This window comes from Phormidesmis priestleyi ULC007 (genome assembly GCF_003003695.1).
Taxonomy (GTDB): domain Bacteria; phylum Cyanobacteriota; class Cyanobacteriia; order Leptolyngbyales; family Leptolyngbyaceae; genus Phormidesmis_A; species Phormidesmis_A priestleyi_A.
Map to the genome: position 1 here is coordinate 1 of NZ_PVWG01000052.1, position 16,245 is coordinate 16,245.

At 49.1% G+C, this 16,245-nt stretch carries 16 protein-coding genes and 1 tRNA gene; 11 read left to right on the forward strand and 6 right to left on the reverse strand.

Annotated features, from left to right (window positions below; translation table 11 throughout):
* Nucleotides 1–466: 466 nt before the first annotated feature.
* Together pntB and pntA are read right to left on the reverse strand one after the other, a co-directional pair.
* Nucleotides 467–1,870 (reverse strand): Re/Si-specific NAD(P)(+) transhydrogenase subunit beta, encoded by a 1,404-nt coding sequence (gene pntB / locus C7B65_RS23375; RefSeq protein ID WP_073074869.1) that lies wholly within the window; start codon nt 1,868–1,870, stop codon nt 467–469.
* 6 nt (nt 1,871–1,876) lie between these two features.
* On the reverse strand, nt 1,877–3,487 hold the full coding sequence (gene pntA, locus C7B65_RS23380) for a Re/Si-specific NAD(P)(+) transhydrogenase subunit alpha (protein WP_073074870.1): 1,611 nt from the start codon (nt 3,485–3,487) through the stop codon (nt 1,877–1,879).
* Nucleotides 3,488–3,977: 490 nt separating this feature from the next.
* On the opposite strand from pntA, the gene C7B65_RS23385 reads away from it, so the two are divergent.
* The 10 genes from C7B65_RS23385 to C7B65_RS23430 all read left to right on the forward strand — a co-directional run bounded on the left by C7B65_RS23385 (nt 3,978) and on the right by C7B65_RS23430 (nt 11,788).
* A complete protein-coding gene (locus C7B65_RS23385; protein ID WP_073074892.1) occupies nt 3,978–4,490 on the forward strand; it encodes a DUF2808 domain-containing protein in 513 nt (170 codons plus the stop codon).
* A gap of 163 nt (nt 4,491–4,653) precedes the next feature.
* The gene (gene rpmH, locus C7B65_RS23390; RefSeq protein ID WP_073074871.1) at nt 4,654–4,797 is read left to right on the forward strand and encodes a 50S ribosomal protein L34; all 144 of its coding nucleotides are present in this window, start codon (nt 4,654–4,656) and stop codon (nt 4,795–4,797) included.
* A 45-nt stretch (nt 4,798–4,842) separates the two neighbouring features.
* Nucleotides 4,843–5,244: a ribonuclease P protein component gene (gene rnpA / locus C7B65_RS23395; RefSeq protein ID WP_083583213.1), complete on the forward strand. Its 402-nt coding sequence runs from the start codon at nt 4,843–4,845 to the stop codon at nt 5,242–5,244.
* Nucleotides 5,234–5,632 (forward strand): PH domain-containing protein, encoded by a 399-nt coding sequence (locus tag C7B65_RS23400; protein ID WP_073074872.1) that lies wholly within the window; start codon nt 5,234–5,236, stop codon nt 5,630–5,632. The genes rnpA and C7B65_RS23400 overlap by 11 nt, the downstream gene beginning before the upstream one ends.
* Before the next feature lie 157 nt (nt 5,633–5,789).
* Nucleotides 5,790–6,932 (forward strand): membrane protein insertase YidC, encoded by a 1,143-nt coding sequence (gene yidC, locus C7B65_RS23405; protein WP_073074873.1) that lies wholly within the window; start codon nt 5,790–5,792, stop codon nt 6,930–6,932.
* A 244-nt stretch (nt 6,933–7,176) separates the two neighbouring features.
* Entirely contained in the window at nt 7,177–7,686 is a 510-nt protein-coding gene (locus C7B65_RS23410) for a Jag family protein (protein ID WP_073074874.1), read from the forward strand.
* Nucleotides 7,687–7,767: 81 nt separating this feature from the next.
* Entirely contained in the window at nt 7,768–8,271 is a 504-nt protein-coding gene (locus C7B65_RS23415) for a YceD family protein (protein WP_073074875.1), read from the forward strand.
* Between the two features lie 85 nt (nt 8,272–8,356).
* Nucleotides 8,357–9,880: an AAA family ATPase gene (locus C7B65_RS23420; RefSeq protein WP_073074876.1), complete on the forward strand. Its 1,524-nt coding sequence runs from the start codon at nt 8,357–8,359 to the stop codon at nt 9,878–9,880.
* Nucleotides 9,881–9,962: 82 nt separating this feature from the next.
* Complete coding sequence (locus C7B65_RS23425; protein WP_073074877.1) at nt 9,963–10,412, forward strand: SH3 domain-containing protein; 450 nt, start codon at nt 9,963–9,965, stop codon at nt 10,410–10,412.
* Nucleotides 10,413–10,666: 254 nt separating this feature from the next.
* Nucleotides 10,667–11,788: a peptidoglycan-binding domain-containing protein gene (locus C7B65_RS23430; RefSeq protein WP_073074878.1), complete on the forward strand. Its 1,122-nt coding sequence runs from the start codon at nt 10,667–10,669 to the stop codon at nt 11,786–11,788.
* Here the strand turns inward: C7B65_RS23430 and C7B65_RS23435 are convergent.
* The 4 genes from C7B65_RS23435 to lipA form a co-directional block, all read right to left on the reverse strand.
* Nucleotides 11,785–12,246 (reverse strand): Fur family transcriptional regulator, encoded by a 462-nt coding sequence (locus tag C7B65_RS23435; protein WP_073074879.1) that lies wholly within the window; start codon nt 12,244–12,246, stop codon nt 11,785–11,787. The genes C7B65_RS23430 and C7B65_RS23435 overlap by 4 nt on opposite strands.
* Nucleotides 12,247–12,428: 182 nt before the next feature.
* Nucleotides 12,429–13,694 carry an RNA polymerase sigma factor SigC gene (gene sigC / locus C7B65_RS23440; protein ID WP_244913275.1) on the reverse strand — a complete coding sequence of 422 codons (1,266 nt, stop codon included), beginning with the start codon at nt 13,692–13,694 and terminating at the stop codon, nt 12,429–12,431.
* Between the two features lie 492 nt (nt 13,695–14,186).
* The gene (locus C7B65_RS23445) at nt 14,187–15,113 is read right to left on the reverse strand and encodes an NAD(P)H-dependent glycerol-3-phosphate dehydrogenase (RefSeq protein ID WP_073074880.1); all 927 of its coding nucleotides are present in this window, start codon (nt 15,111–15,113) and stop codon (nt 14,187–14,189) included.
* Nucleotides 15,110–15,988: a lipoyl synthase gene (lipA, locus tag C7B65_RS23450; RefSeq protein WP_073074881.1), complete on the reverse strand. Its 879-nt coding sequence runs from the start codon at nt 15,986–15,988 to the stop codon at nt 15,110–15,112. Before lipA ends, C7B65_RS23445 begins: the two co-directional genes overlap by 4 nt.
* Before the next feature lie 102 nt (nt 15,989–16,090).
* Here lipA and C7B65_RS23455 point away from each other — a divergent pair.
* A tRNA-Pro gene (locus C7B65_RS23455) sits at nt 16,091–16,164 on the forward strand.
* The last annotated feature ends 81 nt before the right edge of the window (nt 16,165–16,245 follow it).

Here is a 16,245-nt window from a genome sequence, read left to right on the forward strand (position 1 = left end):
ACCTCAAGAAAAAGGCGATGGCGCTTGGATTTGACCTCGTTGCTAAACCTGCTCTCCCGGAGTGTGTTTCTTAGGAGTTAACCTTATAGGTTAAAGCCTAGCCCCAGGTTCAGAATCTACTCTCACCGATCGTTAGCAGACTACAGTTCCTGAACCCGTTCACAAAGTGGCGTTGCTGAATGCAAATATGAATTGCCCCCCCTAGCCCCCAAGTTTGAGGGGAACCAGAATCTTAAAGTCCCCCAATTTTGGGGGATTTAGGGGGCGAAAGGATTCAGCCTCGATAGATAGGATTCATACTTGCATTCAGCAACGCCCACAAAGTCTTTGGCATAGGTAGAAAGACAGAATTAATAACCCAAGTCGCCGGGTTTCGACTCCGCTCAACCCTCTTCTTACTTGAAGATTGAGCATTGAGCGGAGCCGAAATGCGGTTTACAAATAATTGCGTCCGTCTACTTACCAGTCAACAAGCGACCAGGGCGCTCAATTTGCCGACAATGGCATCGGCGTTTTTTCGGGCATCGCCGAATAGCATCTGGGCGTTTTCTTTATAGAACAATGGGTTTTCGACCCCTGCGTAGCCGCTTGCCATGCTCCGCTTCATGACAATCACGGTTTTGGCTTTCCACACTTCGAGAACGGGCATTCCTGCGATCGGACTCCCTGGATCTTCCATCGCACTCGGATTCACGGTGTCATTGGCTCCAATCACCAACACCACATCTGTTTCAGGAAAATCCTCATTAATTTCGTCCATTTCTAGAACAATGTCGTAAGGCACATTTGCTTCTGCCAACAACACATTCATGTGTCCGGGTAGCCGACCTGCAACAGGGTGAATGCCAAACCGAACTTTAATGCCGCGATCGCGCAACGTCTTGGTAATCTCAGAAATCGGATGTTGTGCCTGAGCAACTGCCATTCCATAACCCGGAACGATAATCACACTCTTGGCATTTTCTAAAAGCTCGGTGGTGTCTTCGATCGAGATTGATTTTGCCTCACCCTCTGGCTGACTGCTGGCGGATGTTGCCCCGGCGGTGGCTCCAAATCCGCCCAAAATGACGCTGATAAACGATCGATTCATTGCTTTGCACATGATGTAGCTGAGAATCGCGCCACTGCTGCCCACCAGCGCTCCGGTAATGATCAGCAGATCATTGGAGAGCATAAATCCGGCGGCGGCGGCGGCCCAACCTGAATAGCTGTTGAGCATCGAGATCACGACGGGCATATCGGCACCCCCGATCGCCATCACTAAATGAATGCCCAATAGACAGGCAACTCCGGTCATAATCAGCAGCGATTGCAATCCGGTTAAGAGATCGCCGCTCATGAACTGTCCACCCAGCCAAAAGCAGGTGCCCAGCATCCCTAGATTTAGCAGATGACGACCAGGCAACATCAGCGGTTTGCTGCTGAGAACGCCGCGCAATTTTCCGAACGCCACGATCGAGCCTGTAAACGTGATCGCACCGATAAATACGCCAATAAACACTTCAATCTCGTGGATAGTGGCTTCACCGCCTGTCAGCGTTTGTGGCTGCAAATAGTTGGCTATTCCGACCAAAACTGCCGCCATCCCCACAAAGCTGTGCAGAACGGCGACCAATTCTGGCATTTCTGTCATCGCCACACGAGAGGCCAAACTTGCCCCGATGAGGACTCCTGGCAGCAAGACACCCACCAAAACGCCATAATTAGTTCCACGACTTCCAAGAGCAGTGGCAACAAATGCAATCAGCATTCCGGCAATGCCGTAGAGGTTGCCTTTGCGAGAGGTTTCTTGATTGGACAACCCCGCCAAGCTGAGAATAAACAAACCACTCGCCGCAATATAAGCGACGGTCATCAAGTTATTTGACATCACTATTTATCGTTGAAACATTTTGAGCATTCGTTGAGTCACCAAGAAACCACCAGAAATATTGATGGTTCCGACTAGGATGGCGATCGCGCCTAAAATCGTGGTGGGCGAAGTCGGAGCGCCAGAAATTTGCAGCATTCCGCCGACGATGATGATGCCGCTAATCGCATTGGTGACGCTCATCAATGGGGTGTGTAGAGCAGGTTTGACGTTCCAGATCACCTGCCAGCCAACAAAACACGCCAGCACAAAGACCGTAAAGTGGGAGAGAAATGAAGCCGGGGCAGTGGCACCGATCGCGACTAAAATCACTGCAATCAGCCCAGCCCAAACGCCGCTCAGGTTCTTTTTGGGTAACGCTTTGACAGGTTGAGGGATTTCCTGAACCGTGGCTTGAGCAGGAGCAGGTTGAGGAGCAGGTCTGGGCGGCGGTGCCATAATTTCGCCGTTGTGAACGACTAATGCGCCTCGAACCACCTCATCTTCTAAATCGATTTGGTGATTGTCATGTCTACCCATGTCATCTAAGAGGTGACACAAGTTTTTGCCATAAAGCTGGCTGGCTTGGTTTGCCATACGGCTAGGCAGATCGGTCAGCCCAATAATGGTCACCCCGTTGTAGCGATAGATTTCTCCTGGCTTGGTGACTTCACAGTTACCACCCTGCTCGGCAGCCATATCGACGATCACAGAGCCTTCTTTCATGCTCTCTACCATCTCTCTGGTGATCAGTTTAGGTGCAGGCTTACCCGGAATCAAAGCTGTGGTAACGATGATATCTACTTCTTTGGCTTGCGCCGCAAACAGATCCATCTCAGCCTTGATAAACTCAGGACTCATGGTCTTGGCATAACCACCCGTCCCGGTGCCGTCTTCTTCAAACTCTAGCTCTAGAAACTCTGCGCCTAAACTTTCGACCTGCTCTTTGACAACAGGACGGGTATCAAAGGCTCGAACGATCGCGCCTAAACTTCTAGCGGTGCCGATCGCCGATAACCCAGCCACTCCCGCTCCGATCACCATCACTTTGGCGGGGGCAACTTTTCCAGCCGCCGTGATCTGCCCGGTGAAAAAGCGCCCAAACTGGTTAGCGGCCTCGACCACGGCTCGATATCCGGCAATGTTTGCCATCGAGCTAAGAGCATCTAGCTTTTGTGCCCGACTGATTCGAGGCACAGCATCCATTGCGATCACCGTTGCTTTGCGATCGGCGAGTTTTTGCACGAGTTCTGGATTTTGTGCCGCCCAGATAAAACTGATTAAAGTTCCGCCTTCTCGCAGCAATTCTGTTTCGTGTTTGTTGAGATCAGAATGATGATCAGGGGCGCGCACTTTTAAGATTAAATCGGCTTCTGCCCAAAGGGTTTCAGGGTCAGCAATGATTCGACAATCTACTTGTTTATAGGCATCATCACAGAAATTTGCGGCGTTTCCAGCCCCAGTTTCAATTAAAACTTCAAAGCCATATTTTTGTAGAAGTTTAGCCGTATCGGGTGTTGCAGCAACTCGACATTCACCGACTAAAATCTCTCTGGGAATGCCAATCTTTTTTTGTACAGTTTCCTCAGACTTAGGCTGATAGCTGGCTTCATCCTGTTTATTGATGGCGATCGTCATGAAATACCCCCTTTCTATAGAGTCAACTGCTAAATTTCTGCCCATTGACCAAAAGCTTGAATTTTAGAAATTATAGAGATAGCATGCCATCCTAATTCGATTCCCTCAATAGGATTTTTCATTTGACCTATTTTGGGACTCAATTTCTAAAAAACGAGAATTAAATTCGTAAACTATCTTTAGACAAATACCAGTTTTAAGCGAGTTAATCACAAAATTTCTTTATAATGTAAAGTCTTTCAATCTAAGTTCATGTAGCTTGATGAAGTTTTTTGAGTCGGTATTCAGGTCGATCGCCAGAAAGTTCTCAGTAGATACTTTTTTTAATTAGGGCACATTTCTAAGCTCTAACTCGTCGCTTGCTATGAGTCGCTCCTCACCAGGTCATTTCGTTTAGCCACCTGATATGTCAATATTGACGAAGTTTAATCACTTAATCACTAACCCTTGTTCTCCAGGTCAAACGCCTATGCTGCTCAGAGGATTTTCGATGCGACGTGTTGTGTCAACCTTGGCGATCGCGGGCTGCCTTGTCGCAGGGCTTCCGATCGTGGCATTTTCTCAAGGCTTACCAGGACTCACTCTCTTTAGTGGAGTCAAAAGCGAGAACCAACTCAACTATCGGCTTGACTTTGGCGGCAACACCAACTCCTGGGATCGCTATCGCTTTAGAGTTGAGCGCAAAAGAATGAAGGTCGCGGTGGCACAGTTCACGATCGATTATCCCGACTACTACAAAGGCACCTTTGACCCCAAGAGCGTCGAACTGATGGTCAACGACAAAAAAGTTGCCATTCAAGAGGTCAAGTGGGAGAAAGAAAACTACGTGATTTCAGTGTTTCCTCAAGACCCCGTACCCGCTGGATCAAACGTCGAGCTGATCTTCTCGAATGTCAAAAATCCCAGCAATGGCGGGATGTTCTACTTTAATTGCCGAGTCTTGTCTCCTGGAGACGTGCCTTTGCTGCGCGACATCGGCACCTGGATTGTGACCATTAGCTAGGCAGTTGAGCAGACATTTTAAGTCAGGGCGAATCACATTCGTCCTGTTTTTTATTTTGCCTCAGCTTCCGCCAACTTCAGCCCCTAAACATAGTGCTATATTTGTAGACTGTGGCTCTTCCACGGTCTTTTTCACATTTAACTAGTAGCGAGAACAACGACCCATGACCAAGCGAACTTTAGAAGGAACCAGCCGTAAAAGAAGAAGAAAGTCTGGCTTTCGGGCCCGGATGCGGACGGCAACGGGTCGAAGAGTGATCACCGCTCGCCGAAAGAAAGGACGCGCTCGGTTAAGCGTTTCTGGCTAGAAAGCTTGAGCGGTCTAGACGCGATCGCGCAAGGCGAGGTTTGCTTTGGCACTGTCCAAACCCAATCGATTAAAGCATCGAAAAGATTTTAGTCGCGTCTATCAGCATGGGCTCCGACGCAACTCACCAAATCTAACGCTGAGAGCTTTGCACGGTTCAAAGTTTTTCGCTAAGAAATCTTTGCCAGAGGGCTTCTCAGATTTAGAACCGCAGGTTCCCTCTCAGATTGGCATTTCGATCAGTTTGAAAGTGAGTAAGCGGGCAGTCGTTCGCAATCGCATTAAACGGCAAATCCGAGCAGCGTTGCGGCAACTCTTACCTCGTCTCACCGCTGGTTGGAAACTCGTGATTATCGTGCGACCTCAAGCAGTTGAGTGCGATTATTTTCAATTTCTGCAAGAATTAGAGCAGTTATTGCTAGACGCTGAGGTATTGAATGGCAATTAAAGAAGAAGTTTATTACGAAGGTGGACCCCACGTCGGGGATCTGATTATTGGCGTACTTTTAGCCCCAACCGTGATTTGTTTGCCGTTGACGATCGGGGCATTTGTCCGGGCGCTCTGGCTTCGCTATCGTATTACTAATCGGCGGATCGGGGTAACGGGCGGTTGGATGGGTCGCGATCGCGTCGAAATCATTTATTCTGACATCACTAAAGTGGTGACGGTTCCCCGTGGGTTAGGGATGTGGGGAGACATGGTGCTAACGCTGCGTGACGGTAGCCGCATCGAAATGCGGTCAGTTCCCAAGTTTCGGGAACTCTATGACTTCATTAATGAGCGGCTTTCTGAGCGCGCCAAAAAAGCAAGCGGTGCATTGGGTAAACAGGGTTAAGCCATTCGGTTATCCCACCCTTCTAGCAGGTTTCTCGATCGCTTAACGATCAAAGTACAAGCTACACTGGGACTTGTTCTGTCAGGGTGCAAAGCAACATTGCGTCCGCAGATTGAATTCAGCAAACTCAGACTTCATAGGTAGAGACGTAAGGCGAATGGACTTCGGTATAAGCTTTCTTTCCAACAACATAATGCTGCCGATCATCGATTTCTTCTATGGAATCGTGCCCAGCTACGGGTTGGCGATCGTGGCACTAACTTTGGTAATTCGCTTTGCGCTTTACCCTCTCAGCGCTGGCTCTATTCGCAGTATGCGCCGCATGAAGGTGTCTCAACCCGCGATGCAAAAACGGGTGAAGGAGATTCAAGAGCGCTACAAAGATGACCCCGCGAAGCAGCAGCAAGAAATGAGCGCGGTTTATAAAGAGTTTGGCAACCCGTTGGCAGGGTGTTTACCAGTTGTGATGCAGATGCCTGTGCTATTTGCGCTGTTTGCAACGCTGCGAGGTTCGCCCTTCTCTGATGTTCCTTATTCGATGAATCTCCAGATTCTGCCCAGAGAACAGATTGAGCAGATTCAACCCCAGGCATTTGTAACGCCTCCTCAAAACATTTATTTGTCGGATAGCGTTCACACCAAAATTGCCGCTGTCGCACCTAGTGGAACTCGTCTAGTAGTCGGTGACAAAACCAAGATTGAGTTTCAGACCGTTGAGGGCAAGCCATTTGATGCTTTAGCGACTGAGTATCCTGACAGTGATCTGACTCCTAAATTTAAGGTCGTTAGCGGTGCTGAACGGATTCAGATTAAAGACGACGGGACGATCGAAGCACTTCAGCCCGGAGATGTCACGCTTCAAGCAATTGTTCCTGGATTGGCGGCAAACAAGGGCTTTTTGTTTATTGATGCGTTGGGACGGGTGGGCGCGATCGATCCAGATGGTGCGCTGCACTGGGATATTATCGGCATGGTGATCTTCTTTGGCATCAGTCTTTATATCAACCAACTGCTCTCTGGGCAAAGCGGAGCGAGTGGCAACCCGCAGCAAGACACGATTAACAAGATTACGCCAGTTATTTTCTCTGGAATGTTTTTATTCTTCCCCCTGCCTGCTGGCGTGTTGATGTATATGGTGATCGGTAACATCTTCCAAACGGCTCAGACTTTCTTTTTGTCGAGAGAGGCGTTGCCCGAAAATCTGCAAAAGATTGTAGATGCTGAGGCAGCTAAGAGTGGAGATGCAAAAAGTGGAGAAACTACTCTCCCGTTTGAACCCGGTCGCAAAAAGAAGGCTTAGGATCGTGGATTAAATAACCTGTAAAAGTCCTCTGATTTGTCATCGCCGAGACTTTTGCCCCCTAAATCCCCCACGAGTGGGGGACTTTGAAACTAGAGTCTTAGCTCAAAGTCCCCCAGAATGGGGGATTTAGGGGGCTGAAGCCGACCCAAACGCAGCGACAAAGATTGGTGTACACCGTAACTCATTAGGGAGAGGGCGAGAAGTTACACCTTAATAAATCCACGTTCCTTAGAGAGACACTATGAGCGATCGTCAGTTTGAACAACGAGGTCAGCAGTGGTTAGAGGAATTCCTAAAGCTTGCGAATTTGTCTGCACCTGTCACAACTGAAATTAGAGAAACGTTCTCTGAAACGAGTTGCTGGTTGACGATCGATGACTCAGCTTTAACGCCAGACCAGATAGAAGCGCTGATTGGCACCCAAGGAGTCGCAATAGACTCCATTCAGTATTTAGCAAATTCTACGTTGAATTTGGGCAAGCAAGAAGACCAGCAGGGCGCTTACACGATCGAGCTAGCGGGATATCGTCAACGTCGTCAGCAAGAATTGCTAGAAATTGCCGAACAAGCTGCCGAGCAAGTCCGACAATCGGGAAAAGAGTATGAAATCAAATCGCTTTCTTCAGCCGAGCGGCGACAGATTCATACCATTCTCAAAGACAGCCCCGACCTAGAAACCTATAGCCGAGGACAGGAACCCGATCGCCGCTTAGTCGTCCAACCCGCTAAGTCAGATGAACCGTCTGCTTAATTGCTAAAATAAAAAGTGTAGAGAATGCCTGTACTGAAAAATGTACGGGCTTCTTAGTTTTAAGGAGGGTTGCTCACAGCTATGAAAGCAATTTATATTCCTCAACTGGCTCAGGCGCACGAGCGAACCCAAACGATCGAGTTTAAAGAAAATCTCAAGGGCATTGAGACACTGACTCCCGTGCAAGGAAGCTTAAAGGTGACTCACCAGGGAAATTATCTCGAAGTTTCGGCTCAGGCAGATACGATCGTGACGTTGAGTTGTCATCGCTGCTTACAGCAGTTTAATCATCGCTTATCGGTTGCCGCTTCTGAGTTGATCTGGCTGGCAGATAGTGAAGATGGATCGGGAACCTTGCCGTTTGATCAAGATCTTTCAGTCGATGACTTGGTAGAAAGCCTGCCGCCAAACGGCTCTTTTGAACCGACAGCTTGGCTTTATGAGCAATTATGTTTAGCGATTCCTCAAAAGCAGTTGTGTGATCAGCAGTGTACTGGCATCGAAGTTTCAGATGCGATCTTAAATCCTGGAATCGATCGGCGTTGGGCATCCTTAGAATCGTTAAAAGGTCAGCTTCCTTCATAGAGGAGGATGTAGAAAATGACGCATAGTGTAGGGTTAGAGAGAGACGCTTATTGCTTGATATCTCATCCATTGCCCCTACTTTGCTATGAGCTTCAGCGACGAATTTAATCTGCTGCTAAGAGCGCGTTATCCAATTATTTACATTCCCACTCGCGAAGAAGAGCGAGTCGAAGCGACGATCGTTCAGTGTGCCAAAATTCAGGGCGATCGAGCCGTCTATATTTGGGATTTTGTCGATGGCTATCAAGGAAATCCCAATGATGTCGGTTTTGGCAAGCGCAATCCCGTACAGGCGTTAGAGTTTGTAGAAAAGCTGCCTGCCAGTGCTCCGGCAGTTTTTGTGCTGCGAGATTTTCATCGGTTTCTAGAAGATGTTTCGGTATCGCGTAAACTTCGCAATTTGGCGCGGCTGCTCAAATCTCAACCCAAAAATCTCGTATTGCTGTCTCCTCAGATCTCGATTCCTGATGATCTAAGCGAAGTTTTGACCGTGCTAGAGTTTCCCCTTCCTAACGCGGCTGAAATTAAGATTGAGATTGAACGGCTTCTGAGTGCAACGGGGCAACGACTCGATGGCAAAGTTCTGGATGAATTAATCCGATCGTGTCAAGGTTTATCCAACGAGCGAATTCGACGAGTTTTAGCACGAGCGATCGCGCTTCACGGTGAGCTACAGCCCGATGACGTTGACTTAATTCTTGAAGAAAAGCGTCAAACGATTCGCCAAACTCAAATCCTGGACTTTTACCCGGCGACCGAAAATATTTCTGATATTGGCGGTTTGGATAACCTCAAAGATTGGCTTTTCCGGCGAGGCGGCTCTTTCTCAGAACGGGCGCGACAATATGGATTGCCCCATCCGAGAGGGCTGCTCTTAGTGGGCATTCAAGGAACGGGCAAATCACTGACGGCAAAAGCGATCGCGCACCATTGGCATCTTCCACTACTGAGGCTCGATGTCGGCCGTCTGTTTGCAGGATTAGTCGGCGAGTCAGAATCTCGGACTCGTCAAATGATCCAGTTATCAGAGGCGCTCGCTCCCTGCATTTTATGGATCGATGAAATCGACAAAGCCTTTGCTGGCTTAGACAGTCGAGGCGATGCGGGAACAACCAGTCGCGTATTTGGCACGTTTATCACCTGGCTAGCAGAAAAAACGTCTCCAGTCTTTGTCGTTGCCACTGCTAATAATATTCAGTCATTGCCTGCTGAAATGCTGCGGAAAGGACGGTTTGACGAAATATTTTTTGTGGGTCTGCCCACTCAAGAAGAGCGCCGCGCAATTTTTGCGGTGCATTTGTCTCGTCTGCGTCCTCACAATCTTAAGCACTACGATTTAGAGCGCCTTGCTTATGAGACACCCGACTTTTCTGGTGCAGAAATCGAGCAAACATTGATTGAGGCGATGCACCTTGGCTTTAGTCAAAATCGCGACTTTACGACAGATGACATCTTAGAGGCGGCAAGTCAAATCGTCCCGCTTGCCCGGACTGCAAAAGAGCAAATTGACTTTTTGCAAGAATGGGCAGCCGCCGGAAAAGCGCGACTGGCATCAAAACACAGTAGTTTGAGCGATCGTATCCAACGTCAACTTCAACAGCCCGAATAAACTCAAGACGGCAAAATTATCGGTGCGTCTGTGCGATCAGATGCTAAGATTTTGCTTGCTTCGCCGTTCTTGGGGAATCACCATGAGTTGGTCGGGTCTACTTAAAGTCTTCACGGGTCTGTTTCTAGCGATCGCGCTCCTCGCAGGAGGTGGGTTTTTAGCTGCACAATTCTTCATTGCTAAGTTGAGTGCGCCGCCCCCTAAACCCATTTATTCCAACGACAAGCCTGCATCGTCTGCCAAAGCGACCGTTAAAGCCAAAGCGGTTTCTCCCGATCAGTCCAGTGTGGCTGATGCGTCTCCTAAACCGTTGCCATCGGGCGCTTATGAAGGGCGAGTCACGCAATCGATCGGGCTAATTCTCAGAGATGCGCCGGGTCGAGATGGGGGGCAGACTGGCGGCATTGACTATAACGAGAAAGTGATTGTGCTAGAAACCAGTTCGGATGGCGAATGGCAGAAAGTGAGAGTGCAATCCAACGATCGAGAAGGCTGGGTAAAAGCTGGAAACACTGAGAAAAGCTCTCAGTAACAAGATAGACTTACGCAAACCTCGGAGGTTTTACCAAGCATCAACATCGTGACCGACAGAGTGGCTTAAACCTCCGAGGTTTTGGAGAGCAATGGCAAGTTGGTTTCACTTGGTTAATCGAAGAAGACGGTTAGCCAAAGGGGTGATTTTGCAGTTGGGTATAGGCACTCTACAGAGGATGAAGCTAAAATGTTGCTAAGGAAAAGTGAAAAGCCTTCACTTTAGACCAGTTGAGTAAACCTTGCCCAAAGACTATGGAAACCCTTGCTTATTTGCATTTAGCCTGTGCTAACGAGTCGCCTGAAGACGATCGACCAGTGGCTCAACTTCGTCACTTGAGTTTATTCGATGGGCTAAATTGGCAAAAACTGTCTAGTGCAGCTTGGGTCAAGTTCTTGAGTATTGCGGTTAGCCTAACTATTTTGAGCCTCGCCAGTTCTGCAATGGCGCTTTTACAGCAGGGTGACACAGGCGCTGAGGTTTCTGACTTACAAAATCGGCTCACGGCGGCTAATTGTTATAACGGTCCCGCTGACGGCGTTTTTGGACCTCTCACCAGAGAAGCGGTGATTGAGTGCCAGCAGCGCAAGGGACTCAACGCCGATGGCATTGTGGGACCGGCAACCGAAGCGGCATTGTCAGGGGGTATTCAGACCAGCCAAACCTTTAGCATCCCTGACCAAACCGTTAGTAATGGCACTTATGCTGGGGTGCTGCGGCGGGGCGATCGGGGCAGTGCCGTCAGTGATTTACAGCGTCGTCTGAGTTCGGAGCGCTATTATAATGGCGTGATCGATGGCGTGTTTGGGCAACAGACTGAAGATGCGGTGTTCAGACTTCAACGAGATCGAGGGTTGACTGCTGACGGCATTGCGGGTTATCAAGTTGCACAAGTTCTTGCAGGGTCTTCTACAACCCTTCCTGATACTGGCTACAATCCGTCGGGTCGGCAGTTGAAGTTTGGCGATGGAGGTGTTGAGGTCGAAGACCTTCAGCGTCGGCTCAAAAATCTTGAGTATTTTAATGTAGCGGTGACGGGCTATTTTGGATCTCAAACCCAGGAGGCTGTTCGACGCTTTCAACAAGGAAATCGCCTGGATGCGACGGGCATTGCAGACGCGAGAACGCTAAACGCTTTAGGAATTGCAACGGCTCAAAATCACTACGATTCTGTCAACCGATACATTGTCGTCGTTCCCAGACAAGACTCCCGAACTCTATTTAGAGTCAGACAGATTGCCCCTAGCGCATTTGAAGCGAGATCTAAACTCGGCGACTATGTTTTGGCAGGGGCTTATCCCAATCAAAATAGAGCCGAAAAGCAATCGAACTTGCTGCGATCGCGCGGTCTAGATGCCAGAGTTGCCTATCGTTAACCGGGCAGCAGCGATCGCTGGCAGGTTGGGCAAACAGCGTGAATGGTCAACTGACAGTCGAGGAGATGATAGCCTTCTCTCTGGGCGGCTTTAGTGCCGATTTTGAGGATTGGATCACTTTTGAACTCGATCGTTTTGCTGCACCTGACACAAATTAGATGATGGTGATGATAAGGGTGAGGTTGGTTGATCTCGTAGTGCTTATGCCCTTCAGCAAGTTCTAACTCACGCAAGATCCCCATCCGCGCCATCAACTTAAGGGTGCGGTAGATGGTCGATAGACTAATGCCTTCCCCGTCTGCTTTCAGCACATCGTAGAGATCTTCTGCGCTGAGATGAGTTCCTTTCGGTAAGTTTTGAAAGATCTGCAAGATGGTTTCGCGCTGTGGAGTTAAGCGCCAACCTTTTTCGTTCAGTTCAGCTTTTAAAGAAGCGGCAGTGTATACAGAAGCGTTCATGTTCTCAACAAGGCTTGCTTTCTTGAGAATATAGCATATAAAAAAACAAGGTGATTTGCAAGAAAGTCACCTTGTTGAGAACTATATTCAAGACTGAAGGTCAAAAATGCAGTGCTTCTAACCCTACGAACAAAGGGTTTGACCCTTTTTAGATGAGAATGATTTACGCTTTTGAGATTGTTCTAGCTCAAAGATTCGAGATAGTCACGAACACGGTTGCGGCGTTTGGGCTGGCGCAGTTTTTGAAGAGCCTTCGCTTCGATTTGGCGGACTCGTTCGCGAGACAGATCGAGCGCACGACCGATTTCTGCCAATGAATAAGGGTGCCCATCGCTGCCCAAGCCAAAGCGCATTTGAATGACATCGCGTTCTCGGCTCGTCAAGTCTGCTAGCAGTTGCAGCAAATCGCGGCGGAGAGACTCTCGCATCAAGATTTCTTCAGGCGAGATTTCTTCTGTTTCGAGCAAATCACCCAGTTCGGTATCTTTTTCTTTGCCGACCTTGGTTTCTAGAGACACCGATCGGGGCACTTTCAGCAAAACTTCTCGCACTTGAGCCGCCGTCATCTCTAGCTCGACCGCGATGTCTTCGATCGTGGCAGTTCGCCCTTTTTCTTGAGCAATTTTGCGTTGAGCTTTCTTAATCTTGTTGAGCTTTTCGGTGATGTGAACCGGGAGGCGAATCGTGCGGCTTTGAGTGGCGATCGCACGCGTAATGCCCTGACGAATCCACCAGTAAGCATAGGTGCTAAACCGATAGCCCTTGGTCGGATCGAACTTGTCAACAGCGCGCTCTAGACCCAGCGTGCCTTCTTGAATCAGATCCAGCAGTTCTAGACCCCGATTTTGATATTTCTTGGCAACCGACACGACTAGGCGCAAATTTGCCTTGATCATGTGTTCTTTTGCCAGCAGTCCCTCGCTTTGAATTTGTTCGAGTTCCGCAACCGCCAGCCCAACGATCTTTGCCCAGTGCTGCTTGCCTTCTGCCATGATGGGCTTGAGATCGAGCACGGTGACATTTGCTTCAGCCGCCCAGCGCTCTAGAGAAGGGCGGTGCCCCAAACTTGAGGTCAGACGATCGCGGGCATCGATTAAGTAGACATAGCGCTCGATCGCAGCATTGCCCTTGAGAGCCGACTCGTTACGCTCTTCTAGCAATCGCATATAGCGCTGAACTCTCTGAGCCTCTGAAACTTCTTCATCTCGACCTAACAGCCGAACTCGACCAATCTCTTGAAGATATAGCCTCACGAGGTCTGTCGTTCGACGGACTGGCGTGCCAAGCCCTGCTTGATCGACAGACTCAACTTCGAGATCGGTCAAGTCATCAGAAGTCGGCTCTGTGTCACGATCGGCATAACCTGCATCGTAGCTCTGAGGACGAAAACTCTCTAGAGAAGAGGTTTCGTAGTCTGCATCAGCGTAAAAAGAGGTTGCTGGCATCATGGTCTTTCGGTTGCCCTCGGTAGAAATGGGGTCAGTCGGCTGCTTTTGATCAGTGTGCCCGTCTTCTGAGACTAGAGAACACTTCGTAGAGTTCCGTAGGCTTGCACCCGACGGTGTTGATTTGAGCGACAGGTATCAATGTCTTCTACTCTCTACATCTCTTTTCACCCTCAATTCGGAAGGTTATGCAAGAAGCTTCTCTCTAACCAGAAATTAATCAAGTGCGAACTGAGTCGCAAGAGGCTGCAAGCAGTAGAGGATCACTCACATCAATTCGTAAGTTACCCTACATCACGATGATGGCAATTTTCCGATCGCTTCCTTACTAGCTCTGCATCTTCATCAATGCTTTGAACAGGTGCAGGGTTTGATTATGAAGGGATGAAGCAGTCAGTAGAGCATGTAGCATCAATCCCGTGGATCTACGGAGCGGCTCCTCAAATTTCATAGAAGATCTGCTTGAAACTGAAGTAGTCACACTTCAAAATAGTCCTAAACTTCCGGTTTGCTGTCGCGAAGCATCAGCGCTGCCACGGCTGCTTGAGGCGTGACTTCACGCTGCAATAACTGATGAACCTGAAACGAGATTGGCACCGAAATATTTTGCTGATCAGCTAGTCGAATCAGAACGTGAGTGGTGTTGACTCCTTCAGCCGTGCCCTCTAACTGACTGAGAACTTCTTCAAGGGTTTTACCTTGGGCTAACCCATAACCCACCTGATAGTTTCGGCTCAATGCACTGTTGCAGGTTGCCAATAAATCACCCAGCCCTGACAACCCGTAGAATGTCTCGGCTTTTGCGCCCCAATAAGTGCCAATGCGGATCATTTCTGCTAAACCGCGAGTCACCAAGGCGGCTTTAGCATTCGTTCCTAGCTGCAAGCCGTCACAGGCTCCGACGGCGATCGCAATCACGTTCTTTAACGCCCCCCCTAACTCAACCCCTAACGGATCGGAGTTTGTGTAGATGCGAAATCGAGACGACGAAAGGACGACTTGCACCTGTTTAGCCGCTTCTAGATTTTTGCTAGCAATGACGCTGGCAGCAGGTAAGCCGTGTTGAATTTCTTTAGAGAGATTAGGCCCGGAGAGAATTGCAACGGCGTGAGTCGGAAAGGCTGACTGCCAGAGTTGAGAGGGCAATCGTGGCAAATTGAGTTCCGTACCTGATGGATCAAGTCCTTTAGTCGCCGTGATGAAAATCGTGTCTGGCGAAAGGGAGAGCGATTTCAACTGGCTAATAACCGATCGTACCCCTTTCATTGAGATGGCGGACACCACCAGATTAGCCCCATCAATCACCTGCTCAAGACTGTGAGGGCTTTGACGCGACCACACCTTGACTGAGTGCCCATTCTCTTTTGCCAGACCCACCAGCGTTGAACCCCAAGCACCTGCCCCAATCACGGCGACTTTCAACCCTGCCTCCGGGGATATTTTTTCATCAAGTCTTGTACCTGTTCGGCGTGATAAGAACTGCGGGTCAGTGGTGAAGAAACCACTTGCAATAGACCGATCGCTTCTCCATAGCCTCGCCACGCATCAAACTGCTCAGGTGTCACAAACGACTGCACACCTAAATGCTTTTGAGTGGGTTGGAGGTATTGCCCGATCGTCAGAATGTCACAATCGACCGCGCGCAGATCTCGAATCACTTGCCGCACTTCTTCGTCGGTTTCGCCCAAGCCGACCATAATGCCAGATTTTGTGTAGACGTGAGCGTTGATTTGGCGAGTCCGCTGCAAGAGTTCGAGCGATCGGGCATAATCGCCCTGCGGACGCACCCGACGATAGAGGCGAGAAATGGTTTCAGTGTTGTGATTAAGCACGTCGGGAGAAGCACTGAGAATCTGTTCTAAAGCGCTCCAGTTGCCGCACAGATCAGGGATGAGCACCTCGATCGTGGTGTCAGGGGAAACAGCACGAATATCTTGGATGCAGCGCACAAACTGAGAAGCCCCACCATCTGGCAAATCATCGCGATTGACTGATGTAATCACCACATGATTGAGCCGCATTCGCCGCACAGCTTCTGCCAGTCGCAGTGGCTCGGTTGGGTCGAGTGGCTGAGGTTTCTTCTCAAAATCAATGTCACAGTAAGGACAGGCACGAGTGCAGGCAGGTCCCATGATCAAAAACGTGGCGGTGCCATTGCTAAAGCACTCACCGATGTTAGGGCATGATGCCTCTTCGCAAACGGTGTTGAGCGACAGATCCCGCAAAATTTCTTTAACGTTGCCAACCCGCTCCCATTGAGGAGCCTTAACCCTTAACCAGTCTGGCTTAACGACCACGCCTGTTTGTCCTAAAGTTGTGTAAGAATTATTTTAACAAGTTGCAGCCCAGGATTCTACAGGTTAGCTCTTGTGTTAGTCTAATTTAAGCAATGTGTATTGCGGGATGTAGCGCAGCTTGGTAGCGCACCTCGTTCGGGACGAGGGGGTCGTAGGTTCAAATCCTATCATCCCGATATTGATGTCTTGTTGTCGGGTAACACTTTATTTGTCTCTTAACAAAATTCTGTCATTCACCTTTGAAGGGCTAAAAGCCT